Here is a 25,879-nt window from a genome sequence, read left to right as displayed (position 1 = left end):
GGCATTAGCCGGCGTATCGAGGGAGCGCGGCCCCCGATACGGACCTTCGGCCCTACTCGGGGTGAAAAGACAGAGGCGGCGGACAGTCAAAGACAAGGAACCTCCATTGCCCAGCATTCAAGAGGTCCAGGACGAGCTGATCGAGGAATTCGCCTTCTTCGACGACTGGATGGACCGGTACCGCTACATCATCGACCTGGGGCGCAACCTGCCGGAGTTTCCGGCGGACAAGCAGACCGACGCCTACAAGGTGCGTGGCTGCCAGAGCCAGGTCTGGTTCGTGGCCGAGCCCATGGGCGACGGGCGCCTGCGCTTTCTCGCGACCAGCGACGCGCACATTGTCAGCGGCCTGATCGCCATCCTGCTGCGCATCTATTCCGAGCGCACGCCCAAGGAAATCCTGGCGACTAGGCCGGACTTCATTGCCGCCATCGGCCTGGACGAGCACCTCTCGCCCACCCGCAACAATGGCCTGCATGCCATGGTCACCCGCATCTTCGCCGAGGCGAAAGCCGCCGCGGCCGCCGCCTGACGAGACCCACACCACCATGAGCGAAGCCGCCAAGATCAAGGCTCTTTACAATGCCCGCATCATGGAACTGGCGGACGATATCCCGCTGCAGGGCCGGCTGGACGATGCCGACGCCAGCGCCAGCGTGCGCAGCCCGCTCTGCGGCTCGCGCATCACGGTCGACCTGAAGGTGCAGGACGGGGTCGTGACCGACTACCGCCACGTGGTTCGCGCCTGCACGCTGGGCCAGGCCGCGGCCTCGATCATGGCGCGGCACGTGGTGGGAGCGTCGGTGGCGGAGCTGAAGCATGCCGGTGCCGCCATGCGCGCCATGCTGAAAGAGGGCGAGCCGCTGCCGGCCGATGTCTGGGACGACCTGGAAGTCCTGACGCCGGTGCGGGAGTTCAAGAGCCGCCATGGCAGCGTGCTGCTGAGCTTCGACGCCGTGGAAAAGGCGCTGAAGACGATCGGCGCGGCGTGAGCGGCGGGGCCGATGGCCCAAGCCGTTTCATGCCCCCTTTGCGTCATCCCTCTGTGCTTCATCCCTCTGTGCTTCATCCCTCTGTGCTTCATCCCGAGTAGGGCCGGAGGCCCGTATCGAGGGACGAGGGCACCCGCGTCCCTCGATACGCCCCGGACTGCGTCCGCGGCTACTCGGGATGAAGCATGGGGCGGTGGGAAATGAACGGCGGCCGATGGTGGCGGCGTCCCACCGCCGCCCCGCCGGCCGCCCGGATCAGACGATGCCCTTGGCCTTGAGCGCGGCGAGGTCGGCCTCGCTGACGCCGATGCTGCCATAGACCTCCGCATTGTGGGCGCCGAGTTTCGGTGCGACGGTGCGCACGGCGACGCCGCCGCCGCCGCTCTCCGTGCCGGTCATCCGGATCGGCGAGCGGATATGCGGCACCTCGCCCAGTTCGTCGTCATGGGCGGTCACCACCATGCCGCGGTGCTGCACCTGCGGGTCGGCGAACATGTCGGCGTAATTGTAGACCGGGCCGCTGGGCACGCCGGCCTCTTCCATCACGCTGACCCAGTGGTCGGTGGTGTTGGTCTTCAGCACCGCCGTGATCGCCGCCTCCAGCGCTGCGCGGTTCTTGACCCTCATGGCCGACGAGGGCCAGCGTGGGTCGTCCACCCATTCCGGATGGCCCAGCGCCGCGGCCGCGCGGGCCCAGATCTTCTGGTTGCCGGCGCCGATCATGATATAGCCGTCGGCGGTCTCGAAGCGCTGGTAGGGCGCGTTCTGGCGGTGGCGCGAGCCCTGGCGCGTCGGCTCCTTTTTCTCCGGGTCGGCCAGATAGCCGGCGCTGGTCCAGGACGAGAGGCCGATGGCGGTCTCCAACAGCGAGGTCTCGATCAGGCAGCCCTCGCCGGTCTTTTCGCGCTGGTAGAGCGCCGCCAGCACGCCGTGGGCCGAGAACATGCCGGTGCCGAGGTCGGTGATCGGCAGGCCGACGCTGGTGGGCGGGCCGTCCGGCTCGCCGGTCACGTGCATGATGCCGCCCATGCCCTGGGCGATCAGGTCGAAGCCGCCGCGGTGCGCCAGCGGGCCGTCATAGCCGAGGCCGGAGGACTGGCAGTAGATCAGGCGCGGATTGACCTTTTTCAGGTCCTCGTAACCGAGACCGGCCCGCGGCATTACCCCCGGGCGGTAGTTCTCCCAGAGGATGTCGACGGTCTTGACCAGGTCCAGGAACAGGGCCTTGCCCTCGGGCTCCTTGTAGTTGAGCGTGACGCTTTTCTTGTTGCGGTTGATGTAGCGGAAGAACGGGTTGCGTTCGGACTGGTCGCCCATGCCGCGGGTGGAGTCGCCGCGGCCTGGGCGTTCCACCTTGATCACTTCGGCGCCCATGTCTGCGAAGATCAGGGTGCCGAACGGGCCGGCCATGTGCTCGGTCATGTCGAGCACGCGAATGCCAGCGAGAGGGCCTGGATGGGTGGTCATGGTCGGGGGGCTCCGGAATGTTGGGGCTTCACCCTGAGTAGGCGCGAAGCGGCGTATCGAAGGGTCGTTTGCGTGCCCGCTGCCGATCCTTCGATACGCACCGGCTTTCAGCCGGCGCTACTCAGGATGAAGCGAAATGGACGATGCGCGTTGCTATTCCGCCGCCGTCACGCTTTCCAGCGTCGGCAGGTTGTAGCGGTCTTCCGGCTTCTCCCAGCCCTTCCAGACCGGCTTGCGCTTTTCGGCAAAGGCGGCGCGGCTCTCCATGCGGTCGCTGAGGGCGCCGTGCTCGTGCAGCGCCTTGGCGAGCTTGTGATAGGGCGCGGCCGGGTTCGGGCGCACGGTCTTCATCATGTGCAGGGTGTTGACGCGCGCCGCCGGCGGCAGGGTCAGCAGGTGCTCGGCCATTTTCATGGCTTCCGGCATCAACTGGTCCGGCTCGACCAGGCGGTTGAGGAAGCCCAGCTCGTACATGCGCTCGGAGGTGATGCGGAAGGCGAAGGCCATTTCGGTGGCGATGGGGAAGGGCAGGTTTGCCACATGGCCGTGATTCCAGCCGCCCAGCATCCAGCGCTTGGCCTCGCTCATCTCGAAGAGGGTGCCGCGGACGGCGACGCGCAAGTCGGTCCGCTCCACCAGCATGAAGCCGCCGCCCATGGCATAGCCGTTGATGGCGCCGATCACCGGCTTGGTCAGCGTCTCGCGCATGAAGGGGTCGGGCTTGGCCGTGGGCTTGGAGAAGCCGGGCTTGCCGGCCTGCAGCGCCTCCTTCATGTCTTCGCCGGCGCAGAAGCCGCGGCCGCTGCCGGTGAAGATGGCGACCTCCAGGTCCTTTGCGTCCTCGAAATGGTTCCAGGCTTCGGAGAGCTGGCCGCGCAACTCGTTGTTGAGCGCGTTCAGCGCGTCCGGACGGTTCATGCGGATGACGAAGATTTCGCCATGTTGTTCGGTTTCGACGACGGCCATGGAAGTCCCCTCGGGCAGGTGAGCGTGCGGTGTTTCCCGTCACTCTACCGGTTCTGCCGGGGAGCGCCAGACGGTAGCCGCTGTGTCCCGGCCGAGCCGAAGGCGCGTGCCGGGATCGCTCGCTGTCGCGAACACGGGCAGCGCCGGTGTTCGAAGGACGAGACCGGCCCCGGATGGCGGCTTCGCCACCTCCGGGGTACAGGCCCCGGATCGGCGCTTTGCACCGTCCGGGGTATGGAGGCGGCTAGAGCTTGCCGGCCTGGATCGCGGCCCAGGTCTGGTCCAGGGTCTGGCCCATGATCTCGACCATCTGCTTGATCTCGGCGGGCTTCATGATCAGCGGCGGGGTGAAGCCGATGCTGTCCCCCATGGCGCGCACGATCATGCCGTTCTCGCGGGCGAGATTGTCGATATAGGGCCCCACCTTGCGGGCCGGGTCGAAGGCCTTCTTGCTGGCCTTGTCCTCGACCACCTCGATGGCGGCCACGAGGCCGACACCGCGCACCTCGCCCACCAGCGGGTGGTCGCGGAACTGGCCGAGCCCGTCCTGCATCAGCGGCGAGATCGCCTTCACATGGCCGATCATGTCGATCTCGTCATAGATTTTCAGGGTCTCGACCGCGACGGCGGCGGAGACCGGGTGGCCGCCATAGGTGTAGCCGTGGCCGAAGGGCGGGCCGCCGTCCGCGGTGCCCTCTGCGATGCCCTGATAGACCTGGTCGGAGACGAGCACCGCCGAAATCGGCAGGTAGGACGACGACAGCGCCTTGGCGCAGACCAGGATATCCGGCTGGATGTTGAAGGTCTCCGAGCCCCACATATTGCCGGTGCGCCCGAAGCCGCAGATCACCTCGTCGGCGATCATCAGGACGTCGTATTTTTTCAGCACCGCCTGCATTTTCTCGAAATAGGTGCGCGGCGGCACGATCACGCCGCCGGCGCCCATCACCGGCTCGGCGATGAAAGCGGCGACCGTGTCCGGCCCCTCGTCGACGATCATTTTTTCCAGGCTGGCGGCCAGCCGCGTCGCGAAATCCTCCTCGCTCTCGCCGTCGGCCGCATTGCGGTAGTGGTGCGGCGTGTCGGTGTGGAGGATGCCCGCGAGCGGCAGGTCGAAGAATTTGTGCATGTTCGGCAGGCCGGTCAGCGAGGCCGCCGTGCGCGTGGTGCCGTGATAGGCCTTCAGGCGCGAGATGATCTTCTTCTTCTGCGGCCGGCCCACCGAATTGTTGTAATAGTGCACCAGCTTGACCGCGGTGTCGTTCGCCTCCGAGCCCGACGACTGGAAAATCACCTTCGAGACCGTCTGCGGCGCCAACTCCACCAGCCGTTCGGCCAGGTCGACGATGGGCGTGTGGGTCTTGTAGCTGAAGGTGTGGTAGTAGGGCAGTTCCAGCATCTGCTTGTAGGCGGCCTCGGCCAGGCGCTTCTCGGAGAAGCCCAGCGAGGCGCACCAGAGGCCGGCCATGGCCTCCAGATATTTTTTGCCCTCATCATCATAGACATAGACGCCCTCGCCCCGGGTCAGCACCAGCGAGCCGGTCTCTTCGTGCTGGCGGAAATTGGTGTGCGGGTGGATGTGGTATTTGATGTCCCGGGCGGTGGGGGAATTGGGCATGAAATTCATGGGGGGCTCCGTCGGTGGCAAGGGCTGGAGGGCGCGCGTCCCGGTGCTGAAACACGTATGCTTGTAAGCCGCCGAATTGTAGCCCCTTTCGCGGGAGGGGGATAGGCGGGAGTGGGGAGGCTGCGATTCCGTTTCGTCCCACATCTATGGCTATCGGATCATAGACGTTCATCGCGGCCGCAGGATTTGGCTGGACCTCTCGGGAACCTCCAATTCGCGGACTTGCTCCCTGAGAATTCGCAAGAATTTTAATGAACCGCTATTCCGGAATTGAAGGTTCCATAGGTCTCGGATTTGGGGCGTCTGGCAACAGCCAGCCCCTTGCCCTCACTCGCTCGCCACGGCACGCTACCACCAGCCGCTAAACATTTCCCGCTCACCCGAAAGCCCCGCCGCCATGCCGAAACCCCTCCGCGTTGTCGTTGCCATGATGAAGCACGAGACCAACACGTTTTCGCCGGTACCGACGCCGCTCGGGCGGTTTGCCTCGGGGCAGGCGGAGCCGTTCCGCAATGACGAGGTGGTGCGGGCGTTCCAGGGCACCAACTCGGGCGTCGCCGCCTTTCTCGACCTGGCGCGAGAGGCCGGGGCGGAGATCGTGACGCCGATTGCCGCCAGCGCCCGCCCCTCCGGCCCGGTCGAGACCGCGGCCTATGAGGCCATGTGCGACGCCATCTGCGAGGCGGTCGCCCAAGGCTGCGACGCCTGCCTGCTCGACCTGCACGGCGCCATGGTCACCGACGACCTGGAGGATGGCGAGGGCGCGCTGCTGGCTCGCCTGCGCGGCATCGCGCCGGACCTGCCGATCGCCGTGGCGCTCGACATGCACACCAATCTCTACCCGGCCATGGTCGAGAACTGCTCGGTGCTGGCGGGCTTTCAGACCTATCCGCACATCGACAATTACGACACCGCCATGCGCGCCGGCCGGCCGCTGTTCGCCATGCTGCGGGGCGAGGCGACGCCCACCATGGCCTGGGGCCAGCGGCCGATGCTGCCGCACGTGATGTGCCAGGGCACCGGCCGCTTCCCGAACAAGGACCTGCAGGCCCGCACCCGCGCAATGGAACAGGAGCCGGACGTGCTGGCCGCCACGCTCTTTGTCGGCTTCCCGCACGCGGATATCAGCCAGGCCGGCCTCTCCGCCGTGGTGGTGACCGACAACAACCCGGAGAAGGCGGAACGCTACACGCAGGAACTGCTGGATTTCGCCTGGAAACACCGCGCCGACTGGGTCTACCGGATCGAGCCGCTGGAGCGCTCGCTTGCCCGGGCGGCGGCAGTCGAAGAGGGGCCGGTGGTGCTGCTGGACCATTACGACAACGCGGCGTCCGGCGGCACCATGGACACGATGACGGTGCTGGGCGCGATCCTGGATGCGGGGCTGGAGAATGTCGCGGCCTATGCCATCTGCGACCCGCGCGCGGTCGCCGAGATGATCGCCGCCGGCGTCGGCAACGAGGTGACGGTGAGCCTCGGCGGCAAGATGTCGATGCCGTCGCTGGGGCTCCAGGGCCAGCCACGCGAGGTAACGGGCCGGGTCAAGCTGATCCACGACGGCCGCTACCGCAACCAGGGGCCGGCTTCGACCGGGGTGTTGTTCGACCAGGGGCCGACGGTGGTGCTGGACACTGGCAAGGTCGAGATCGTCGTGATCAGCCGCCAGAACGAGCCGAACGACGAACAGGCCTTCCGCGCGCTGGGCATCGACCCGACGCGAAAGCGGTTCCTGATGCTGAAAAGCCGGGTCCACTTCCGCGCCGGCTTCGAGGCGATGGCCAAGGACGTGATCGAATGCGCCGGCACGGGCGTCTGCACCAGCGACTATGGCCAGCTGACCTTCAAGAATGTCCGCCGCCCGATCTATCCGCTGGACGAAATGTAGGGGGCGGCGTCCCCGCCGTTCGGCTCAGCCCGGCCTGGCGCAATCCAGCAGCGGGCCGAGCTGGCGGATGCGCTGCTGCACCACCGCGGCCTTGTGCGCCACCGCCGGGGACGGGTGCGCGGCGGAGCGGTCGCGCGGGTTCGGCAGGATGGCGGCGAGCAATGCCGCCTCGCGCGGGCTGAGCCGGGCCGCGGACGTGCCGAAATAGTGCCGCGCCGCGGCCTCCGCGCCGTAAACCCCGTCGTCGAATTCGGCCACGTTCAGATAGACTTCCAGAATGCGCTGCTTCGGCCAGAGCGCCTCCAGCATCAGCGCCAGATAGGCCTCCAGCCCCTTGCGCAGCCAGTCGCGGCCGGGCCAGAGGAACAGGTTTTTGGCGGTCTGCTGGGTGATGGTGCTGGCGCCGCGCAACGGGGCGCCGTCCAGATGGTCCTCCCAGGCGGTCCGGATCGCGTCCAGGTCCAGGCCGAAATGGGCGCAGAAGCGGTTGTCCTCGGCGGCGATGGCCGCCTGCGGCAGGCCGGGAGCGATGGCGTCGAGCGGCGCCCAGACATAGCTGAGCGACGCGCCCTCGGCCCGGCGCAGCAGCATCAGCGGCGTCGCCGGCGGCGGCACGAAGCGATAGACCAGGGTGAGCGCCAGCGGCAGCGCCACCAGCAGCACCAGCGCCAGGGCCAGCCCATGCCGCAGCAATCGCCTCACCACGGCCGGTGCCCCGTCGCTTGTCGGGGGCGGGGCCGGCCTGCGCCGACCGGTCGGTCGGGGAGCGGAACCGCCACGCCTAGGGCAGCGCGTCCGCGCGGGTGTAGCGGCGCCAGGCGCTCATTTGCAGGGCGGAGGTCTTGCAATGCACCACCACGGGCCGGGTCTTTACCGCAAAGGCGCGGGCGATGCCGTCGGCCACCTCGTCCTCGGCCGCGATGGTGATGCCCTCGGCGCCGAAGGTGCGGGCCCAGGCCGCGAAATCCGGGTTGGTGAGGCGGGTGCCGTCCAGGAAGGCGCGCTCGGGATAGCGCACATAGGAGTGCATGCCGATGGTGCCGTACATGGAATTGTCGGAGATGATCATGATCGGCGCGGCGCCGTATTGCAGCGCCGTCGCCAGCTCGTTGCCCATCATCAGCGTGCCGCCGTCGCCGATGAAGCAGACCACCTGCGTCCCCGGCCGGCGCAGCGCCGCCGCCACCGCCATCGGCATGCCGGAGCCCATGGCGCCGACGATGGAGGACAGGAACACCTGGCTCTGGCGGAAGCCGATATAGCGGTGGACGAAGCTGCCGAAATTGCCGGCGTCGGAGGTGACGGTGGCGTCGTCCGCCAGGTGCTTGTCCACCTCGCAGACCACGGCGGCGAAGTTGACGCCGTCGGCGGTCGGCTCCCACTCCTTGGCGAGCAGGTCGTTGTGGATTTTGTTGAGGCCCGCAACCCAGTCGCTGCGCTTGGCGGCGTCGGCGGGGGCGCCCCGTTGCAGCAGCGCCTTGACGACCTCATGCGGGCTGGCGGGGATGCCCAGGTCCGGGTTCCAGACCCGGCCGATCTCGTTCGCATCCGGCCAGACATGGACGAAGGGCAGTTGCGGCTGCGGCGCGGCGGGAAAGGTGTAGGACTGGCTGACCGTGTCGGTCATGCGTTCGCCGAGGCAGAGCATCAGGTCCGCCTTTTTCATCTCGCCGATCAGGGCCGGCGGCACGCGAATGCCCATATAGCCGCCATAGTTCGGGTGGCGGGCGTCGAACAGGTGCGGCCGGCGGTGGGTGGGGCTGACCGGCAGCACCCATGTCTCCGCGAGGCGGTTCAGGTCGGCGAGCGCCTGTGGCTCGGCGACGGCGTCGGCCAGCAGGGCGCCGCCCACCAGCACCAGCGGCCGTTCGGCGGCGGCGAGCATGGCGGCGAGCCGGTCCAGGTCTTCGCCGCGGGCGGCGGCGCGGAGCTGCGGGCGCGGCCGGTCGAGCGGCGCGTCGGTCTCCTCGTCGAACACGTCTTCCGGCAGGATGACGGCGACCGGGCCGGGCGTGCCGCTTTCCGCCGTGTGGAAGGCGCGGGCAATGGCCTCCGAGGCGGTTTCCGGCTCGTTCACGTGGATCACCTGCTTGGTGATGTCGGCGAGCAGGACGGAATAATCCTGCTCCTGCAAGGCCAGGCGGCCGAAATCCTTGCGCTCGACCTGGCCGATCAGCAGGACCAGCGGCGTCGCGTCGTGAAAGGCGGAGTGCAGCGCCACCAGGCCGTTGGCAAGGCCGGGGCCGCGGCTCACCATGGCGACGCCGGCGCGGTTGCGCAGCCGGCCGTCCGCCGCGGCCATGAAGCCGGCCCCGGCCTCGTGCCGGCAGACGACGACGCGGATCGTGTTGCGCTCCACCATGGTGGAGGTCAGGCCGATATAGCTCTCGCCCGGGACGCAATAGACCTGGTCGACGTCGTGGGCTTCGAGGCTGTCGCAGAGCAGCCGGGCGACGGTTTGGGACATGGGCGCGGTCTCTCCCCCACCCGCGCTCCCGGATGGCGGTCGGGCCAGGGCGCGTTGGGCACGGGTGCGTTGGGCACAGGGTCGTTGGGCGTGATCGGAACGGCGATCGCCCGCAGTCTAGACCATCGTCCGCCGCAAGCAAATCCTTGCAGCCGTATGCCGGATCGCGGGAGAGGCTGACCCGCAGACAACGAAAAGACCCCCTGGCGCCAGCGCCAGGGGGTCAGAGTGGTATCGCGTGGGCGGCGAGCGCCCGCAAACCCGGGATCAGGCCGAGGCTTCCGCCGGCGCCGCGCCGGCCTTCTTCGCCTGGGCCCGTTCGATGCGCCGCTTGATCTTGCGGGCCTCGGGGGCCAGTTTGCGGTTGGGCGTGCCCAGCAGGAAGGCGTCGAGCCCGCCATTGTGTTCGATCGTGCGCAGACCCTGGGTGCTGACGCACAGCCGCACCCATTCGCCCAGAATGTCGCTCATGACGCGGGTGTTCTGGACGTTCGGCAGAAAACGCCGGCGGGTTTTGTTCATGGCGTGGCTGACATTGTTACCCGTCATCACACCTTTACCGGTAATATCGCAACGGCGCGCCATGGTCGGCCCGATCCTTTAGAGGTTGAATGGCAATGGAAGCGCGCTTCCTACACAATAGAGGCGCCGGGTGTCAACCGGCGGCTGCCGGCTCCACCTCTTCATCCAGCGGCATGGCGGCCACCAGCACCCGAGTCACGTCGGACCCGTCGTCCGACAGCGGCAGCAACAGGCGCTTGTAGACCTGTTCGGTGCCGCCCAGACTGATCTGGTTGATCTGGTACATGGCTTCGCCCTGCTGCTCCACGGCCAGCATGTCCTGCTGGAACGCCGCGCGCAGCAGCGGATGCGGCCGATGGCCGGTGCCGCCCGTGTTCCAGGCCATGACCGGGTCCTGGTGCGGCTGGGCGATGGTGCCGCCGGCGGCCAGATCCACCACGCTCAGCATGGTTTCCTGGGCGGCGCGGCGCAGCAGGCGCGCGCTCAGCTCGGTGATCCGCGGCAGGTATTGCAGTTGATCGCGGCGGCGGGCCCATTCCCGATACAACTCGGCCAGCGGGCCGATTTCGCCGCGCTCCAGCACGGCCGTGTGGAAGGCCACCTTGACCATGACATCGTCGCCGCGCTCGATCCGCACGCGCAGCAACTCGCCCTTGGCGTAGGCCGGGCCCAGTTGCTCCAGGATGGAATCGATCGACTGCGCCTCGCCGGACGGCCCGCCAGTGGTGGGCATTTGTTGCAGATACGAGACGATATACGAGCGCACGGCTGCGGTCATCGACATCTCGCCGCGCGAATTGTCGATCTTGGAGCAGAGCTGGTTCACCGTCAGCCGATGTTCCTCTGCGATCCGACGCAGTGCGTTCCACATGCTTGGTTCCAGCCGCATGGTGGTGCGGCGACCGTTGATTGTGACGCTGCGCATTGCCAAACGGTTGGCAATATCCATGTGGTCGTCGAGTTGGGGGATACGTCCCACTCTTTCCGCCGAACTCATCATGTTCCCTCGTTTTCATTGATCGTGGCGCCGATCAGGCCCGGTGGTTGCGTTACGCCTGTCAGTGCCATGCCGCACGGTGTTGACCTCACCGCACCGCGGCAATTTACGATACTGTTGTATTTGAACATACCACGAATGGTTTTATACCCTGCAATCCCAACAATTCCCAGCATAATTTGCACACAGTGGAATTATTGTGGGGCGGGAGCGTAGGCCCGTATGCCATTGCGGCCGGCAAAATACCAATACAATACGAGGGCTAATGCCAGCACGATGGCGCCGCCGTCACCGATGACGGCGTACAATGGTAGTGCAATCGCCGTGGGCAGTGCGGCGTCGATCACCCCTTCCGTATCCAGCGGCAGGTGGGCGAGGATTCGGCCGTAAGGGTCGATAATCGCAGAGATTCCGGTGTTTGCGACCCGCACCATCGGCAGCCCTTCCTCGATGGCCCGCAGGCGGGCGATGGCCAGATGCTGGTGCGGGCCGGCGCTGGCGCCGAACCAGGCGTCGTTGGTGACGTTCAGCAGCCAGCCGGGGCGGTCCGAGGCGTCCGTCGCGGCGCCGGGAAAAATCGCCTCATAGCAGACAAGAGGGCTCAGGGACGGCGCGCCGGGCACAACCAAGGTTTGTGCGCCGGGGCCGGGGGTGAAGTCGCCGCGGCCCTGGGCGAGCCGCTCCAGCGGCAGCCATTCGCGCAGGGGCACATACTCGCCGAACGGCACCAGATGATGCTTGTCATAGACCGCGACCGGCCTGCCCCGATCGTCCAGCGCCACGACCGCGTTGCCGTAATGGGTGGCATCGATCCGCCGCGGCGTGCCGGTGATCAGCGCCCCGCCCGGCGGCACCACGGTGGCGGCGGCGCGAAGCGCGTCCGGCGTCTCCAGCAGCAGGAAGGGCGTGGCGGCTTCCGGCCAGATGATCTGGGTCACGCCCGCCGCCGCGGCGCCCTCGCTGAGGGCCAAATGCTTGCGGAAATGGGCGGCGCGCAGGTCGGTGCGCCATTTCTCGCGCTGGGGAATGTCGGGCTGCACCAGGCGGAGTTTGACCCCCGGCACGGTCGGCACGTGCGCCGGCGCTTCGGCCAGCCGCCAGGCCCCGCCCGCCCCGGCCAGCGCCAGCGGCAGGGACGCCAGGACGACCACCGCCACGGCCCGGCGGAGCGGCGCCAGCGCCAGCGCAGCCAGCGCCGCAGCCGGCAACACGGTCAGCAGCGACAGGGCATAGGGGCCGATCCAGGCGTCGGCCTGCAGGACCGCGGGAACCCGGTCCCAGGCCTGAACCGGCAGGTTCCATGGGAATCCGGTCAGAATGTGGCCGCGCAACCATTCCGCCGTCATCCAGAGGGCGGCGAACAGGGCCAGGTCGGCGCCGATTCGGCCGGAGCGCAGCCGGACGAAGGCCGCGCCGGCCAGCCCGGCGAGCAGGGCGAGGCCGGCGGCGAGGCCGGCGACCGCGAACGGCTCCATCCAGCCGAACTTGTCGGCCTCGACCAGAAACGCCTCGCCGACCCAGGAGAGGCCCACCAGGTGGAAGCCGAACATGCCGGCCCAGGCCAGCGCGAACCCGGCCCGGAGGCCGCGCGCGCCGGCGAGCAGCAGCAGCAATGGCGCATAGAGCAGGATCAGCGCCGGCGCCACGGCGGTCGGCGGCATGGCCCAGGCCGCGGCGGCGCCGCCGGCGACCAGCAGGGCCATGCGCAGCGGCAGGGGCAGACGCCAAAGGGCGCGCGCAAGCGTGTTCCGGTCGGACATGGGCGTCGGGTCAGGCCATGGTGGCGGCTTGCGGCGGTTCCGGCGGCGGCGGCAGGTTGCGCACGCGCAACCGTTTCAGCCGGCGCGGATCGCCCTCCAGAATCTCGAACTCGATGCCGGAAGGGTGGATGACGATCTCGCCCCGGCCCGGCACCCGGCCGACCAGGTTGAACACCAGGCCGCCCAGCGTATCGACATGGTCCCGTTCCTCGTTGCTCAAGACCTCGCCGACCTCGGCCTCGAAATCCTCCAGAAAGACGCGGGCGTCGGCGATCAGGGTGCCGTCGGGACGGCGCTCCAGCGTGGTTTCCTCGGCGACGTCGTGTTCGTCCTCGATCTCGCCGACGATCTGCTCGACCAGGTCCTCGATGGTGACGAGGCCGTCAATGCCGCCGAATTCGTCCACCACCAGCGCCATGTGCGTGCGCTCCAGGCGCATGCGCAGCAGCAGGTCCAGCACCCGCATGGAGGGGGCGACGATCATCGCCGGGCGCAGCAGCGTGCGCAGCGGCACGCTCGCGCCGTCGCCGGCAACGGCGGGCAGCACGTCCTTGACGTGAATCAGGCCGATCGTGTGGTCCAGGTCGCCCTCGAACACCGGCATGCGCGAGTGGTGGGTTTCGCCGATGCGCTGCACCACGTCCAAAAGCGGCATGTTCACCTCGATGGCGGCGATGTCGGCGCGGGGCACCATCACGTCCTCCACCGTCTGGCCGCGCAGGCGCAGGGTGTTTTCGAGGATCAGGTGCTCGGTCGGGTCGATCGGCTCGCTGTCTTCCTCGTGCCGTTCGGCCAGTTCCTCCAGCGCGTCGCGCAGCGAGGACTCGCCGCCGCGCTGGCGCCGCAACAGGCGCCAGATATCGCGCCAGACCGAGCGGCGGGCGCTGCGGGGCGGGGTGTGGCCATTGCCGTTGGCGTGGCCGTTGGCCGCCGCGGCGGATCCGCCATTGCCATGGCCGCCGGCGCCGCCATTGGCCCCGTTCGGCGCGGTGGCGGGGCTGTCGGCCTGGTCGGCGGCAAAGCCGTTGTGCAGGGAAAGGGCCGTCTCGGCGGAGGCGTTGGCGGCAGGAGACTCCGCCGGCGGCTCGGGGGCCGGCGGAGTGCGTCTAGGCGAAGGGTCGTCGGTCATCGGCGTTGTGGCGGTGCGCTCGGCCAGGCTCAAACGGGGTCGCCGTCGTAAGGATCGGGGACACCGAGGCCGGCCAGGATCGTCCGCTCTAGGGCTTCCATTCTGTCTCGTTCGACGGTGACTTGGTGATCATACCCTAAGAGATGCAAGACCCCATGTACAACCATGTGCGCAAGATGGTGGTCCAGCGTCTTGTTTTGCGCGACCGCCTCGCGCGCCACGGTCTCATAGGCGATGGCGATGTCACCCAGATGACAGGGTTCGCCTTCGGGCGCGGTCATCGCCGGATCGGCGGGGAAGGAGAGCACGTTCGTCGGCCCTTCGCGGTCGCGAAAGCGCCGGTTCAGGTCGGCCAGCGTCGGATCATCGGCCAGGACGATGGCCAGGCCGGCGTCCTCGCCGGTGACGCCGCCGGCGGCGGTCCAGGCGGCCTGGGCGGCGCGTTCGACGCGCGTTTCCACATCCGGCAGGCGCTCGGTCCAGGCTGCGCTGTCGACGGCGATGTCGGCGGCCAGGGACGATTTGCCGCTTGGGATCGGGTCGGCAGGAAGGTCCGGCGGGTCATTCGCTTCCGGCTCGCCCGGCGGGTCGGCCAGGGGCGGCCGGACCGGAACGTCCGGTGCGGCTGGAACGTCCGGTGCGGCTGGAGCGTCCGGAGCGGCCGGAGCGGCCGTCGGGCGGGCATAGGCGGTGACGATGCGGCCGACCAGCGGGTCGCGCACCACGTCGGCGGCGGTGAAGCGCTGGGTCGCGATCTCCGGCAGGCCCTCCAGCCGCCGCACCGCATCGATCAGGCCGGAAACGGTGCTGGGCGGCAGGTCGACCTGGTCCGGGTCGCCGCAGATCACCATGCGGGCGCCCTCGCCGAACCGGGTCAGGAACATCAGCATCTGTTGCGGCGAGGTGTTCTGCGCCTCGTCCAGGATGACGAAGGCATGGGCGAGCGTGCGGCCGCGCATGAAGGCGAGGGGGGCGATCTCGATCGTGCCGGCGTCGATCTGGCGCTGCACCAGATCGCCCGGCAGCATGTCGTGCAGCGCGTCGTAGAGCGGCCTGAGATACGGGTCGACCTTTTCCTTCATGTCGCCCGGCAGGAAGCCGATGCGCTCGCCCGCCTCGACCGCGGGACGGGAGAGCACCAGCCGCTCCACCTCGCCCGCCGCCATGGCGGCGACGGCGGCGGCGACGGCCAGATAGGTCTTGCCGGTGCCGGCGGGGCCGAGGGCGAAGGTCAGCTTGTGCGCCCGCACCTTGCGGATATAGTCCGCCTGCGCCGGGGTGCGGGGCTGGATCTTGCGCTTGCGCGTGGCGATGGTGACGTCGCGGGCGCCGAGGTCGACCCGGGCGTCGCTGGCGACCGCGAATTTCAGGGCGGCGCGGACGGTGCCGGCGTCGATGGCCTGGCCCTGTTGCAGCAGGGTATAGAGCGCGCGCAGCGCCTCCTCCGCCCGCTGTACGGCGCCTTCCGCCCCTTCCACCTCGACCGCGTTGCCGCGCGAGCGGATGCGGACGCCCAGCGCCTCCTGAATCAGGGCGAGGTGCTGGTCGTATTCGCCATAGAGCTGCTGGGCGAGCCGATTGTCGGCGAAGGTCAGCGCCCGCAGGATGTCGCCGGCGCTCAAGCCGCCTCGCGCGCGTCGGAGGAGAGGCCGTGCGGGCCCGCATTGGCGACGGTGATGTCGACGATCCGGTTCAGCCAGTCCGCGGGCGCGGTGGCATGCACCGCGTGCTGCCAGGGCGAGCGGCCGGCGAGCTGGCCCGGCTGGCGACCGGGCCGGTCGAACAGCACCGGCACGGTCCGGCCGAGAAAGCGGCGGTTGAACGCCGCCTGCTGCTCCGATAGCAGCGCCTGCAACGCGGCGAGACGCTCCGCCTTGGCCTCTTCCGGCACCTGGTCCTCGGCGGTGGCGGCGGGGGTGCCGGGCCGGGCCGAGTATTTGAAGGAATAGGCCTGGGCGTAGTTCACGTCGCGCACTAGGCGCAGCGTGTCGGCGAAATCGGCGTCGCTCTCGCCCGGGAAGCCGACGATGAAGTCGCTGGCCATGGCGATGTCGGGCCGGGCAGTGCGCAGCTTCTCGATGATGCGGCGATAGTCGTCGGCGGTGTGCTTGCGGTTCATGGCCTTGAGCACCCGGTCGCTGCCGGCCTGCACCGGCAGGTGCAGGAAGGGCATCAGCGCCGGCACCTCGCCATGGGCGTGGATCAGGTCGTCGTCCATGTCGCGCGGATGGCTGGTGGTGTAGCGGATGCGAGCCAGGCCCTCGATTTCCGCCAGTTCGCGGATCAGCCGGCCGAAGCCCCACTCGCCGCCGGCCGCGCCCTCGCCGTGATAGGCGTTGACGTTCTGGCCGAGCAGCGTGATCTCCTGCGCGCCCGCGGCCACGAGCCGCCGGGCCTCCGCCAGCACGTCCGCCGCCGGCCGCGAATATTCCGCGCCGCGGGTGTAGGGGACGACGCAGAACGTGCAGAACTTGTCGCAGCCTTCCTGCACGGTCAGGAAGGCGCTGACGCCCGCCGGCACGGTTTCCTCCGGCAGGTGGTCGAACTTGCTTTCCGCGGGAAAGTCGGTGGCGACGATGCCGGCGCGGCCGCGCGGGGTGGCGCGGGCCGCCTCCGCCTGGGCGACCAGGGTCGGCAGATGGTGATAGGCCTGGGGGCCGATGACCAGGTCGACCACGGGCGCGCGGCGCACCATTTCCTCGCCTTCCGCCTGGGCGACGCAGCCGGCGACGGCGACGACCACGTCCTTGCCCTCCCGGCGCCGCTCCGCCTGGAGCGCGCGCACGCGGCCCAGCTCCGAATAGACCTTTTCGGCGGCCTTTTCGCGGATATGGCAGGTGTTGAGGATGATGCAGTCGGCCTCGCCCGCGTCCTCGGTCGTGGCGAAGCCGGCTGCGGCGAGGGCATCCGCCATGCGGCGCGAGTCGTAGACGTTCATCTGGCAGCCATAGGTGCGGATGAACAGTTTGCGCGACGCCGTTGCTGAAACAGCGGGGGCCGAAACGGGGGAGGCCGAAACGGGCGATTCGGGAAGGGGGGCAGTCACCGCGGCAGCAAAATCCGGTCTGGTGGTGGTCAGGAGGCGGCCGCGCCGGCCGCCGTTGCGGCGGACCCTAGCGCCGGCTTCGGCTCTGTCAAGCCGGACTCGCGTCCGGTGAGGGAGGCGGCGACGGCGTTCTGGACCTCGTGGAACATGTACCGGGACAGTTCGCGGCGCGAGGCGAAGGCGTCGGCCCGGACGGGATTCATCAGCCGCACCTCGACCCGGGTCTGTCCCAGGCCGGCAAAGGTCCACAAATGCCCGGCCAGGTCCATGTCGCCATACCAGGCATAAAAGGGCCGGAGCGCGTGGCCGATGGGAATGCCGTTCAGATGGGTGAAGGCGATGGAGAGCGGTTGCAGCATCAGCGGCTCTTCGTCCGCGCTGCGTTCGGCGACGCTGAAAAGGGCGCTCTTGAACGGCAGCACGCGGTTGCCGTCGCTGCTGGTGCCCTCGGCAAACAGGATCAGCCGGCTGCCGGACGCCAGCCGGTCGCCGATGGCGTCGCGCTGCCGGGCGGTGCTGGAGCGGCGGCGGTCGACGAAGACGGTGCGCTGCAGCTTGGCGAGCAGGCCGAAAAACGGCCATTTCGCCACCTCGCTCTTGGCGATGAAGCTGACGCCGCCAATGGTCGAGAGCACCGGGATATCCAGATAGGAGGTGTGGTTCGAGACCAGCAGCAGGGGCCGGTCCGCGGCCAGCCCGCCCTTGACCTCGACATGCAGGCCCCAGAGCCGGCAACAGCAGCGATGATAGAAGGGTGGGATGCGTTCGCGCAGGGGCGACTTCACCCAGAGCGCCAGCGCCTGCACCGGAATCAGGGCCGCGGTGAACAGCAGATAGAGCGTCAGCCGCACCGCCGCGCGGATGGTCCGCACCCAGCGGGGGCCGAGCAGATCGTTGATGCCCGACCCGTGGTCCGGGCCGTCAGGAGCGTCGGCTGCCATCTTTGCCCAGAACCGAGAATTGCCGCGCCACCGGGCCGGCCAGCCGATCCGGCCGGACGACGATGCAGACGTCGATGGTGTTAAACTGCTCGTCGATGACCGCGCCGTCGCCGACCATGCCGCCCATGCGCAGATAGCCCTTCAGCAGCGGCGGCAGGGCGGCGCGGGCGGCCTTGGGGTCATAGCTGCCGGGCTCGTGCCAGTTCATGCTGACATAGCGTTTGCGCCGCGCCTTCGGCCTGAGCCGCAGCGGCGCCAGATGATAGTGGCGCAGATAGCTGAGCTCGACGCCGATCGCCTCCGGGTCGGTGCCGTGGAAGCTGGCGCAGCCGAACATCAGCTTGACGTCGTGCACATGGGCGTAGAGGCCGAGGCCGCGCCAGAGCAGGTGCATGGTCATCTGGCGGCGATAGGCCGGCGCGACGCACGAGCGCCCCAGCTCCAGCACCTGCTGGCCGCCGCGCAGCAGGCGGCGGATGCTGAACTCGTCCTGGGTGTAGAACCGGCCCAGCTTCGCCGCCATGTCGCGGCGCATCAGGCGGTAGGTGCCGACAATGGCGGCGTTCGGGTCTTCGACCTCGGTATCGACGACGATCAGGTGATCGCAGCCGGCATCGAAGGCATCGTAGTCCCGGCCGAGCGCTTCCATCTCCGGCGTGGGCCGGGCGCCGTACTCGGTGTAGAACACGTCGTAGCGCAGGCGTTGCGAGGCTTCGATCTCGGCATCGGTTTCGGCCAGCCGCAATTCCAGCGGGCCCGCGGTCAGGTGGATGTCGCGGTCGCGATTGACCAGCGTGTGCGGAGCCCGGCCGTGCCGGCCCATGAAGGGCAGGCCGCCGAAACGCACGGTTGCCGCCTTGGGCGGACGAATGCGCCGCCAGGGGCGGCCCCGTTGAATGGCGCGGCGAAGCGCTAACGGCATGCCGTTGGGTGTCCTTGCCTCATCCCTGAACCCTGGGTCCGCCTTTGGCCCCCTTGTCCGGCGGGCCATGAACGAACCGGCTTGATCCTCGGTTACTCGAAAAACAGAGCGGCTGCAACCGACAGGCCGCAGCCGCTCGATGATCGTGCCGATCGGATGGCATCCGGGATCGTCCCGATCGGACGGCAGTCGGATGGGAAAGGGCGAGGCCTATTCGGCTGCCGCGCGCCGCGCCCGGGTGCCGAGGCCGATCTTCTTGGCCAGGCTGGAACGCTGGGCCGCGTAGCTGGGGGCGACCATCGGATAGTCCGGCGGCAGGCTCCAACGCTCGCGATATTCTTCCGGCGTCATGTTATACGCGGTCTTGAGATGGCGCTTCAGCATTTTCAGCTTCTTGCCGTCTTCCAGGCACACGATATAATCGTTCGTGACGGACTTTTTGATCGGAACGGCCGGCTCGGGGCGTTCCTGGGTCGTGGAAGCAGCGCTTTCCACGGATGCCAAGGTCCGAAAGACCTGATGGATCAGATCAGAAAGTTCGGCGACAGGCACCGTATTATTGGAAACGTGCGCTGCGACGATTTCTGTCGTGTACTCCAAGAGCTCTTTCGTCGACTGCGGCTCGGTCTCGGACATTTGCGGCATACTCCGCCTGCGAAGGATGGGGGGTTGGTTTCTGGCGTCTACTTAGTCATGAATCGGTCATTGTGCAATGGTGTAATTAGGGAGTTAGTGTGGCAATGTGGATTTCAAGGAATGATTGATGGCTGACTATTTTCTAGACATCACTAAACATATGTGCCCAATGACATTCGTAAAGACCAAGTTAATGGTTGAGCGGATGCAGATCGGCGAAACCGCGGAGGTCCGTCTCCGCGCCGGCGAGCCGCTGGAAAATGTTCCCCGCGCCCTGCGCGAGATCGGGCAAGAAATCGTGTCGCTGGAGGAAGACGAGCCGGATATCTGGCTGTTGACCTTGCGCAAACGCCAATAAAGCCCGGCCCGGACCGGGAGGCGAGGGCGGCATTGCGCCGCCGCCCTCATGCCCCGCGGGGCCGGCGATGGGCCTCAGGCGACCTCGAACAGGCCGGCCGCGCCCATGCCGCCGCCGATGCACATGGTCACGACCACGTATTGGACGCCGCGGCGTTTGCCCTCGATCAGAGCGTGACCGACCATGCGGGCGCCGCTCATGCCATAGGGGTGGCCGATGGAAATGGCGCCGCCGTTCACGTTCAGCCGCTCGTTGTCGATCCCCAGCCGGTCGCGACAATAGAGCACCTGAACCGCGAACGCCTCGTTCAACTCCCAAAGGCCGATGTCGTCGACCTTCAGGCCGTGGCGCTCCAGCAATTTCGGCACGGCGAAAACGGGGCCGATGCCCATCTCGTCCGGGTCGCAGCCGGCGACCGCCAGGCCGCGATAGAGGCCCAGCGGCGAGAGGCCGCGCTTCGAGGCCTCCGCGGCGTCCATCACCACGCAGGCGCTGGCGCCGTCGGAGAGCTGCGAGGCATTGCCGGCGGTGATGACGCCGCCCGGCCGCACCGGTTTCAGCCCCGCCAGCCCGTCCAGATTCGTGTCCGGGCGGTTGCCCTCGTCCTTGGCGAGCGTCACCGGCTCGATCGACTGTTCGCCGGTCTCGCGGTTGACGACGATCTTGTCGGCGGCGACCGGGATGATCTCGTCGTCGAAGCGGCCGGCCTGCTGGGCCGCGGCGGTGCGCATCTGCGATTGCAGGCCATAGGCATCCTGCACATCGCGGGCGACGCCATAGCGCTTGGCGACGGTTTCGGCCGTGTCGATCATCGGCATGTGCAGGTGCGGGTGCATGTCCTGCAGCCGCGGGTCGACGGCGCGGAACTGGTTGGCGTGGTCGTTCTGCACCAGGCTGATCTGTTCCAGCCCGCCCGCGACGATGGGGCCCATATGGTCGTCGATCACCTGCTTGGCGGCGGTGGCGATGGCCATCATGCCGCTGGAGCACTGGCGGTCGATGCTCATGCCCGAAACGCTGGTGGGCAGGCCGGCGGCCAGGGCGGCCTGGCGGCCGATATTGAAGCCGGTGGAGCCCTGTTGCAGCGCCGCGCCCATGATGCAGTCTTCGATCGCCCCGGCCTCCAGGCCGGCGCGCTCGACCGCGGCGCGGATGGCGTGGCCGCCCATGGTCGGCGCATCCAGATTGTTGAACGCGCCGCGGTAGGCCCTACCGATCGGGGTACGCGCTGTGGAAACGATGACGGCTTCGCGCATGGGGTCCTCACTGAAGGCTTGGGAGTCTCCGCGTCTGTTCGCGACGCGTTACAGGGGAATGTAAAGAGAATTGTGCTCCGTGGCGAGCGCGCTTACTATCGCGCCTGCATTCAAAGCCGGAGTTGGCGGATGAGCGACAGTATTCAAGTCTTCTGGCAACCGCATTGAACCTCCTGCCTTCGTGTGAAGGACTTTCTGGCGGTCCGTGGGATCGCGTTCGAATCGGTCAATGTGCTGGAGGGTGACGGCCTGGAGAAACTGCGGGCGCTGGGCGCACGCTCGGTTCCCGTGGTCGCGCGCGGCGGCAAGTTCGTCTTCGCCCAGGTGATCAAGGACGTGGTCGCATTCCTGGACCTGCGGGAGGATACCGGCCCGGCGCTCTCGCCGACGGACCTGGCCGCGCGGTACGAGCGGGTGCTGACGGCCGCGGTCGCGACCGTGCGGCAGATGCCGGACGGTGCGCTGGCCAACACGCTGCCGAACCGGCCGCGCTCCTGGCGGGTGCTGATGCACCATGTCTTTCAGATCCCGACCGAATTCCTGGATGCCCTGGCCGAAGACCGGGTGCTGGCCTACGAAAACCTGGTGGCCGGGCCGCCGGCGGACATGGCGACCAGTGCGGCCATTGCCGCGTTCGGCGAGGCCTTGCGGCGCCGGTTTGCGGACTGGTGGCGCGAGGGCGGGCGGGACCTGGACTTTTCCCGGCCCTTCCATGCGTATTTCGGCGAGACGACGCTGCACGAAATGTTCGAGCGCACGGTCTGGCATTCCACCCAGCATGTGCGTCAGGTGCAAAGCCTGCTGCAGCAGGCGGGCATTGCGCCGGACGACCCGCTGGGCCCGGAGGCGATCCGGGGCCTGCCGCTGACCGACAGGGTCTGGGACGAGTAGGCGCGCTTCGGTGCGGCCGGGTGAGTTCCAGGGCGGTTTCGGTACTGGCTGCCCCCCTCTCCTGCCCCATCTCCCGCGCAAGCGGGAGCCCATGCCTGAGAGCTTCTCACAGGATACGGACTCTGTATTGGTCTCTCAGGCATGGGTCCCCGCTTGCGCGAGGACAGGGAAGGTGGGGTGATAAGCCAGCGGGAGAAGACTCCGCCCTAGCCGCCGCAGCTTGGCGTGGCGCCGCGTTTCAGCCGTTCCAGTTTCAGGCGCATGATCATGTCGGGATAGGTGATCTCGGCGCGGGTGATCACGCCGGAGGCCAGCACGGTCTCGGCGATTTCGAAGTCGGGCTCCGGCGTGACGCGGTTCTCGAAAAAGGCGCTGATCACGCGCCAGCCCTCGCCCGGCAGCAGGTCGCCCTGGTCGCCAAGGCCCTTGGGCGGGCCTTCGCGTCCGGCGATGTGGACGCTGACGCCGATCGGGTCGCCTTCGCCCTCGCCGCGCAGCAGGCGATACCACTGATGCCGCTTGCCGCCGCGAATGCCGGCCAGGACCGCGCGCATCTGCTGCCAGGGGAAGACGGTTTCCCGCGGCATGGTCTCGCTCCGCTCCTCCGGCTTGCGATAGCGGACCGCGACCGCGCCATCCTTCGACCGCTCGGCGAGGCCGCTCACCTCCTCGGTGACCTCGCCGTCGATGCTGCTTTCGAGCAGGAAGCGGAAGCGGCTGGCGTCGGCGGCCTCCCAACTGTCGATGCGCACGCTGCTGTCGAAGACCGCGCCGTCCTCGTTGTTGAGGGTCAGGACCGAGTGCTGGGAATAGGCCATGCCCTCGCAATCGCGCCGCCATTCCAGTTGCAGCACGCCGCGGCCGCCGAGAATGCCGCCGCCATTGCCGACGGGCAGCACCTGCATGGAATAGCCGGCGGTGTGCGGGACCACCGCGGCGGCGGGCATCACCCCCGTCGCGCTCGCCGGGCCGCACGGCAGGCCGGACGATACCAGCAGCGCCGTTGCGACGAGCGCGCCGCGCCAGCCCCGTGCGCCATGGCGGGGCGGCGGCGTCACAGGGTCGGTTCGTCCGATTTCATTTTCCACGGGCTGTCGCCTCGGCCAAGTTGGAGTTGTCCCAATAAAACATCTGCCCGGCGCTCTTCCAAGGGGGGTGTCAGAACGACGTAGGCGGCGGGGCTGCCGGCCGGCATGCGGACAACGAAAACCGCGACATGGCTATAGCCGAGCTGCCGGAGTTGAGCCTTCACAACCTGTTGCTGCTCTTCGGCGGCGCTGGCGAGCTGGTTGAAGGCGCCGGCGATGACGCGATAGCCGGCGGGAAGGGGCCTGTTGCGGCGGTGATAGGGCTTGCGGATGTGCGGCGGGCGGGGACGGGCCACCGGGGTGGGCGCGCTGCCGCGGCGGTGGGGCGGGCGCTGCGAGCGCGGCCAGTTGCACGGGCGGTGCGGGCGGCGCGCGGCTGGCGGCCGGCGCGGCCAGTTGTATGGGCGGCGGTGTCTGCGCGGCGCGGCGGCGGCGTTTGCCGCACGGGCAGGGAATCGGGCCGGGCGGGCAGGGGCTGCGCGGCGGGGCCGGGCGGCCGAGGCGACGCCTCCGGGTCCGGATAGTCGTATCGGCGCGGGGCAAAGGCCAGCGTGTAGACCGGGTCGGTCTTTTGCATCGGCCGGCAAACCGGCTCGCCTTCGACGGCGCGGAACAGGGCGCAATCCTGGCGCAGCAGGATCGAAAGGCCGTGGTCGCTCATCGACCGGCCGGTGGTGAGCAGGCTGGCACCGTCGGCGGCATAGCTGGCGATGGTCACCGCCGCCGGCACGGCGCATCCGGCGAGCGTCGCCAGTGCCAGGCCCGCCCCCAGGATTCGCATCAGCCGCATCGCATCCCTCCACCCTCGGATGGTCGCTGCCGTTGGAGCATCGCCCGTGAGCCTAGCGGAGTCCACCCTGCGGCCCGGTTAATGCCGCGGACGGGAAGGGAAATCGGGTGCCCTTCACTCCCGCGCCCTTCACTCCGACGTCCTTCACTCCGGCGGCAGGTCCAGGCGGATCCAGAGTTCCTGCAGGCGGGCGTCTTCGACCGGGGCGGGGGCCTGCATCATCAGGTCCTCGGCGCGCTGGTTCATCGGGAAGGCGATGACCTCGCGGATATTGGGCTCGTCGGCCAGCAGCATGACGATGCGGTCGATGCCCGGCGCCGAGCCGCCATGGGGCGGTGCGCCCAGCTTCAAGGCCGAGATCATGCCGCCGAAGCGGGCATCGACCACGTCGGCGCCGTAGCCGGCGATGGCGAACGCCTTGTACATGATTTCCGGCCGATGGTTCCGGATCGCGCCGGACGACAGTTCCACGCCGTTGCAGACGATATCGTACTGGAACGCCTTGATGGTGAGCGGGTCCTGGGTCTCCAGCGCCACCAGCCCGCCTTGGGGCATGGAGAACGGGTTGTGCGAGAACTCGATTGTGCCGGTCTTGTCGTCCAACTCGTACATGGGGAAGTCGACGATCCAGCAGAACCGGAACGTGCCCTGCTCGATCAGGTCGAGCTGGGTGCCGATCTCGGTCCGGGCCAGGCCGGCCAGCTTGGCGGCGTCCGCGGCCTTGTCGCAGGCGAAGAACACGGCGTCGCCGTCCGCAAGGCCGGCCAGTTCCTTGATCTGCTGCACGCGGGCCGCGTCCAAATTGCGGGCGATGGGGCCGCGCGCCTCGCCGCCTTCGGCGAACTGGATATAGCCCAGGCCGGGCGCGCCCTGGTGGCGGGCCCAGTCGTTCAGCTTGTCGAAGAAGCTGCGGGGGCGGGCCGCCGCACCCGGCGCCGGAATGGCGCGCACCACGGCGCCCTTGTCGATATTGCGGGCGAAAATGCCGAAGTCCGAACCGCGGAACGCCTCGGTCACGTCGGCGATGACGATCGGGTTGCGCAGGTCCGGCTTGTCATTGCCGTATTTCAGCATCGACTCGTCGAAGGGGATGCGCGGGAAGGGCGCGGGCGAGACCTGGCGGCCGTCGGCGAATTCCTCGAACACGCCGTGCAGCACCGGCTCGATGGCGGCGAACACGTCGTCCTGGGTGACGAAGCTCATCTCGAAGTCGAGCTGGTAGAACTCGCCCGGCGAGCGGTCGGCGCGGGCGTCCTCGTCGCGGAAGCAGGGGGCGATCTGAAAATAGCGGTCGAAGCCGGCCATCATCAGCAATTGCTTGAACTGCTGCGGCGCCTGCGGCAGGGCATAGAACTTGCCGGGATGCAGGCGGGACGGCACCAGATAGTCGCGCGCGCCCTCCGGGCTGGTCGCGGTCAGGATCGGCGTCTGGTATTCGCGGAAGCCCTGGTCGATCATGCGGCGGCGGATCGAGGAAATCACGTCCGAACGCAGGCTGATATTGCGCTGCATCTTCTCGCGGCGCAGGTCGAGGAAGCGATAGCGCAGGCGGGTTTCCTCGCCATAGTCCTCTTCGGCGTTGACCTGGAGCGGCAGCACGTCCGCCGGCCCTTGCACCGTCAGGTCGCGAATGCCGACCTCGATGGCGCCGGTGGGCAGGTTCGGGTTCACGGTCTCGGCCGAGCGCGCGAGGCATTCGCCGGTGACGGTGACGACGGTCTCGTTGCGCAGCCGCTCCACCGCCGCGAACGCCTCGGTGCTGCTGGAATCGACGACGCACTGGGTCAGGCCGTAATGGTCGCGCAGGTCGAGGAACAGCAGGCCGCCATGGTCGCGCTTGCGGTGCACCCAGCCGGAGAGGCGGACGGTCTGGCCCACGTCTTGGGCGCGGAGCGCGCCGCAGGTGTGGGAGCGGTAGGGGTGCAGGTCGGCAGTCATCAGGGCCACTCGGAACGCAAGGGTCACGGGGAAACGCGCCCCGATGCGCCCGCAAGGCCCCTTCTGTCAACGCGACCGGTGCGCGCCCCTGGCGTCGGGCGTCGGCAAACGGCCCGCGTCGAGGCCCGAATTTCCGGCAGCGCCGTCGCGATTCCGATTGCGCAACCGGCTGAATGTCGTATCATAATACCGTTAATGCGC

The 25,879-nt window shown here is 68.4% G+C and carries 23 protein-coding genes; 5 read left to right on the top strand and 18 right to left on the bottom strand.

The window, feature by feature from the left end; genetic code table 11:
- Positions 1-169: 169 nt before the first annotated feature.
- Together H6844_17050 and H6844_17045 are read left to right on the top strand one after the other, a co-directional pair.
- Complete coding sequence (locus H6844_17050; GenBank protein ID MCB9931112.1) at positions 170-532, top strand: SufE family protein; 363 nt, start codon at positions 170-172, stop codon at positions 530-532.
- A gap of 16 nt (positions 533-548) precedes the next feature.
- Complete coding sequence (locus H6844_17045) at positions 549-992, top strand: iron-sulfur cluster assembly scaffold protein (GenBank protein ID MCB9931111.1); 444 nt, start codon at positions 549-551, stop codon at positions 990-992.
- Positions 993-1,247: 255 nt separating this feature from the next.
- Here H6844_17045 and H6844_17040 read toward each other — a convergent pair whose 3' ends face one another.
- The 3 genes from H6844_17040 to H6844_17030 all read right to left on the bottom strand — a co-directional run bounded on the left by H6844_17040 (position 1,248) and on the right by H6844_17030 (position 5,052).
- Positions 1,248-2,459, bottom strand: a complete 1,212-nt coding sequence (locus H6844_17040; GenBank protein ID MCB9931110.1) for a CoA transferase — start codon at positions 2,457-2,459, stop codon at positions 1,248-1,250.
- 153 nt (positions 2,460-2,612) lie between these two features.
- Complete coding sequence (locus tag H6844_17035; GenBank protein MCB9931109.1) at positions 2,613-3,425, bottom strand: enoyl-CoA hydratase/isomerase family protein; 813 nt, start codon at positions 3,423-3,425, stop codon at positions 2,613-2,615.
- Between the two features lie 244 nt (positions 3,426-3,669).
- Positions 3,670-5,052 carry an aspartate aminotransferase family protein gene (locus tag H6844_17030; GenBank protein ID MCB9931108.1) on the bottom strand — a complete coding sequence of 461 codons (1,383 nt, stop codon included), beginning with the start codon at positions 5,050-5,052 and terminating at the stop codon, positions 3,670-3,672.
- Between the two features lie 397 nt (positions 5,053-5,449).
- Between H6844_17030 and H6844_17025 the strand changes: the two genes are divergently transcribed.
- Positions 5,450-6,937 (top strand): M81 family metallopeptidase, encoded by a 1,488-nt coding sequence (locus H6844_17025; protein MCB9931107.1) that lies wholly within the window; start codon positions 5,450-5,452, stop codon positions 6,935-6,937.
- Positions 6,938-6,961: 24 nt separating this feature from the next.
- Here the strand turns inward: H6844_17025 and mtgA are convergent, their stop codons facing one another.
- The 11 genes from mtgA to H6844_16970 all read right to left on the bottom strand — a co-directional run bounded on the left by mtgA (position 6,962) and on the right by H6844_16970 (position 19,357).
- The gene (gene mtgA / locus H6844_17020) at positions 6,962-7,639 is read right to left on the bottom strand and encodes a monofunctional biosynthetic peptidoglycan transglycosylase (GenBank protein ID MCB9931106.1); all 678 of its coding nucleotides are present in this window, start codon (positions 7,637-7,639) and stop codon (positions 6,962-6,964) included.
- Positions 7,640-7,718: 79 nt separating this feature from the next.
- Complete coding sequence (locus H6844_17015) at positions 7,719-9,404, bottom strand: acetolactate synthase (GenBank protein MCB9931105.1); 1,686 nt, start codon at positions 9,402-9,404, stop codon at positions 7,719-7,721.
- 267 nt (positions 9,405-9,671) lie between these two features.
- On the bottom strand, positions 9,672-9,989 hold the full coding sequence (gene rpmB, locus H6844_17010) for a 50S ribosomal protein L28 (protein ID MCB9931104.1): 318 nt from the start codon (positions 9,987-9,989) through the stop codon (positions 9,672-9,674).
- A 70-nt stretch (positions 9,990-10,059) separates the two neighbouring features.
- Positions 10,060-10,905, bottom strand: a complete 846-nt coding sequence (locus H6844_17005) for a ribbon-helix-helix domain-containing protein (GenBank protein MCB9931103.1) — start codon at positions 10,903-10,905, stop codon at positions 10,060-10,062.
- A 212-nt stretch (positions 10,906-11,117) separates the two neighbouring features.
- On the bottom strand, positions 11,118-12,683 hold the full coding sequence (gene lnt, locus H6844_17000; GenBank protein MCB9931102.1) for an apolipoprotein N-acyltransferase: 1,566 nt from the start codon (positions 12,681-12,683) through the stop codon (positions 11,118-11,120).
- A 10-nt stretch (positions 12,684-12,693) separates the two neighbouring features.
- Entirely contained in the window at positions 12,694-13,812 is a 1,119-nt protein-coding gene (locus tag H6844_16995) for an HlyC/CorC family transporter (protein MCB9931101.1), read from the bottom strand.
- Positions 13,813-13,841: 29 nt separating this feature from the next.
- Positions 13,842-15,434: an rRNA maturation RNase YbeY gene (ybeY, locus tag H6844_16990; GenBank protein MCB9931100.1), complete on the bottom strand. Its 1,593-nt coding sequence runs from the start codon at positions 15,432-15,434 to the stop codon at positions 13,842-13,844.
- Entirely contained in the window at positions 15,431-16,777 is a 1,347-nt protein-coding gene (miaB, locus tag H6844_16985) for a tRNA (N6-isopentenyl adenosine(37)-C2)-methylthiotransferase MiaB (protein MCB9931099.1), read from the bottom strand. Before miaB ends, ybeY begins: the two co-directional genes overlap by 4 nt.
- 110 nt (positions 16,778-16,887) lie before the next feature.
- Positions 16,888-17,799, bottom strand: coding sequence for a 1-acyl-sn-glycerol-3-phosphate acyltransferase (locus tag H6844_16980; protein ID MCB9931098.1), 912 nt, complete (start codon positions 17,797-17,799; stop codon positions 16,888-16,890).
- A complete protein-coding gene (locus H6844_16975) occupies positions 17,780-18,622 on the bottom strand; it encodes a GNAT family N-acetyltransferase (protein ID MCB9931097.1) in 843 nt (280 codons plus the stop codon). Before H6844_16975 ends, H6844_16980 begins: the two co-directional genes overlap by 20 nt.
- Before the next feature lie 309 nt (positions 18,623-18,931).
- Positions 18,932-19,357, bottom strand: a complete 426-nt coding sequence (locus H6844_16970; GenBank protein MCB9931096.1) for a MucR family transcriptional regulator — start codon at positions 19,355-19,357, stop codon at positions 18,932-18,934.
- Between the two features lie 127 nt (positions 19,358-19,484).
- Between H6844_16970 and H6844_16965 the strand changes: the two genes are divergently transcribed.
- Positions 19,485-19,715 carry a sulfurtransferase TusA family protein gene (locus H6844_16965; protein ID MCB9931095.1) on the top strand — a complete coding sequence of 77 codons (231 nt, stop codon included), beginning with the start codon at positions 19,485-19,487 and terminating at the stop codon, positions 19,713-19,715.
- A gap of 74 nt (positions 19,716-19,789) precedes the next feature.
- On the opposite strand, the gene H6844_16960 is transcribed toward H6844_16965, so the two are convergent.
- The gene (locus tag H6844_16960; protein ID MCB9931094.1) at positions 19,790-20,971 is read right to left on the bottom strand and encodes an acetyl-CoA C-acyltransferase; all 1,182 of its coding nucleotides are present in this window, start codon (positions 20,969-20,971) and stop codon (positions 19,790-19,792) included.
- A 183-nt stretch (positions 20,972-21,154) separates the two neighbouring features.
- On the opposite strand from H6844_16960, the gene H6844_16955 reads away from it, so the two are divergent.
- Positions 21,155-21,862 carry an NrdH-redoxin gene (locus H6844_16955; protein ID MCB9931093.1) on the top strand — a complete coding sequence of 236 codons (708 nt, stop codon included), beginning with the start codon at positions 21,155-21,157 and terminating at the stop codon, positions 21,860-21,862.
- 206 nt (positions 21,863-22,068) lie between these two features.
- On the opposite strand, the gene H6844_16950 is transcribed toward H6844_16955, so the two are convergent.
- The 3 genes from H6844_16950 to aspS all read right to left on the bottom strand — a co-directional run bounded on the left by H6844_16950 (position 22,069) and on the right by aspS (position 25,666).
- Positions 22,069-22,920, bottom strand: a complete 852-nt coding sequence (locus H6844_16950; protein ID MCB9931092.1) for a DUF1849 family protein — start codon at positions 22,918-22,920, stop codon at positions 22,069-22,071.
- 190 nt (positions 22,921-23,110) lie between these two features.
- Positions 23,111-23,740 (bottom strand): hypothetical protein, encoded by a 630-nt coding sequence (locus tag H6844_16945; protein MCB9931091.1) that lies wholly within the window; start codon positions 23,738-23,740, stop codon positions 23,111-23,113.
- Between the two features lie 144 nt (positions 23,741-23,884).
- Complete coding sequence (aspS, locus tag H6844_16940) at positions 23,885-25,666, bottom strand: aspartate--tRNA ligase (GenBank protein MCB9931090.1); 1,782 nt, start codon at positions 25,664-25,666, stop codon at positions 23,885-23,887.
- Positions 25,667-25,879 lie beyond the last annotated feature (213 nt).

It is taken from the genome of Alphaproteobacteria bacterium, assembly GCA_020638555.1.
Taxonomy (GTDB): domain Bacteria; phylum Pseudomonadota; class Alphaproteobacteria; order Bin95; family Bin95; genus JACKII01.
Note: the sequence above shows the minus strand (reverse complement) of the source record. Positions and strands in the feature narration are given on the sequence as shown.

Excerpts from the sequence above, each read along its gene's own strand:
- H6844_17025 (MCB9931107.1), top strand. The coding sequence starts at position 5,450 with ATGCCGAAACCCCTCCGCGTTGTCGTTGCCATGATGAAGCACGAGACC.
- H6844_17015 (MCB9931105.1), bottom strand. The coding sequence starts at position 9,404 with ATGTCCCAAACCGTCGCCCGGCTGCTCTGCGACAGCCTCGAAGCCCAC.
- H6844_16945 (MCB9931091.1), bottom strand. The coding sequence starts at position 23,740 with ATGCGGCTGATGCGAATCCTGGGGGCGGGCCTGGCACTGGCGACGCTC.
- H6844_16975 (MCB9931097.1), bottom strand. The coding sequence starts at position 18,622 with ATGGGCCGGCACGGCCGGGCTCCGCACACGCTGGTCAATCGCGACCGC.
- H6844_17035 (MCB9931109.1), bottom strand. The coding sequence starts at position 3,425 with ATGGCCGTCGTCGAAACCGAACAACATGGCGAAATCTTCGTCATCCGC.
- lnt (MCB9931102.1), bottom strand. The coding sequence starts at position 12,683 with ATGTCCGACCGGAACACGCTTGCGCGCGCCCTTTGGCGTCTGCCCCTG.
- H6844_16970 (MCB9931096.1), bottom strand. The coding sequence starts at position 19,357 with ATGTCCGAGACCGAGCCGCAGTCGACGAAAGAGCTCTTGGAGTACACG.
- H6844_16995 (MCB9931101.1), bottom strand. The coding sequence starts at position 13,812 with ATGACCGACGACCCTTCGCCTAGACGCACTCCGCCGGCCCCCGAGCCG.
- H6844_17040 (MCB9931110.1), bottom strand. The coding sequence starts at position 2,459 with ATGACCACCCATCCAGGCCCTCTCGCTGGCATTCGCGTGCTCGACATG.
- H6844_17050 (MCB9931112.1), top strand. The coding sequence starts at position 170 with ATGGACCGGTACCGCTACATCATCGACCTGGGGCGCAACCTGCCGGAG.
- rpmB (MCB9931104.1), bottom strand. The coding sequence starts at position 9,989 with ATGGCGCGCCGTTGCGATATTACCGGTAAAGGTGTGATGACGGGTAAC.
- H6844_16960 (MCB9931094.1), bottom strand. The coding sequence starts at position 20,971 with ATGCGCGAAGCCGTCATCGTTTCCACAGCGCGTACCCCGATCGGTAGG.
- H6844_17045 (MCB9931111.1), top strand. The coding sequence starts at position 549 with ATGAGCGAAGCCGCCAAGATCAAGGCTCTTTACAATGCCCGCATCATG.
- H6844_16965 (MCB9931095.1), top strand. The coding sequence starts at position 19,485 with ATGGCTGACTATTTTCTAGACATCACTAAACATATGTGCCCAATGACA.
- H6844_17030 (MCB9931108.1), bottom strand. The coding sequence starts at position 5,052 with ATGAATTTCATGCCCAATTCCCCCACCGCCCGGGACATCAAATACCAC.
- H6844_16980 (MCB9931098.1), bottom strand. The coding sequence starts at position 17,799 with ATGGCAGCCGACGCTCCTGACGGCCCGGACCACGGGTCGGGCATCAAC.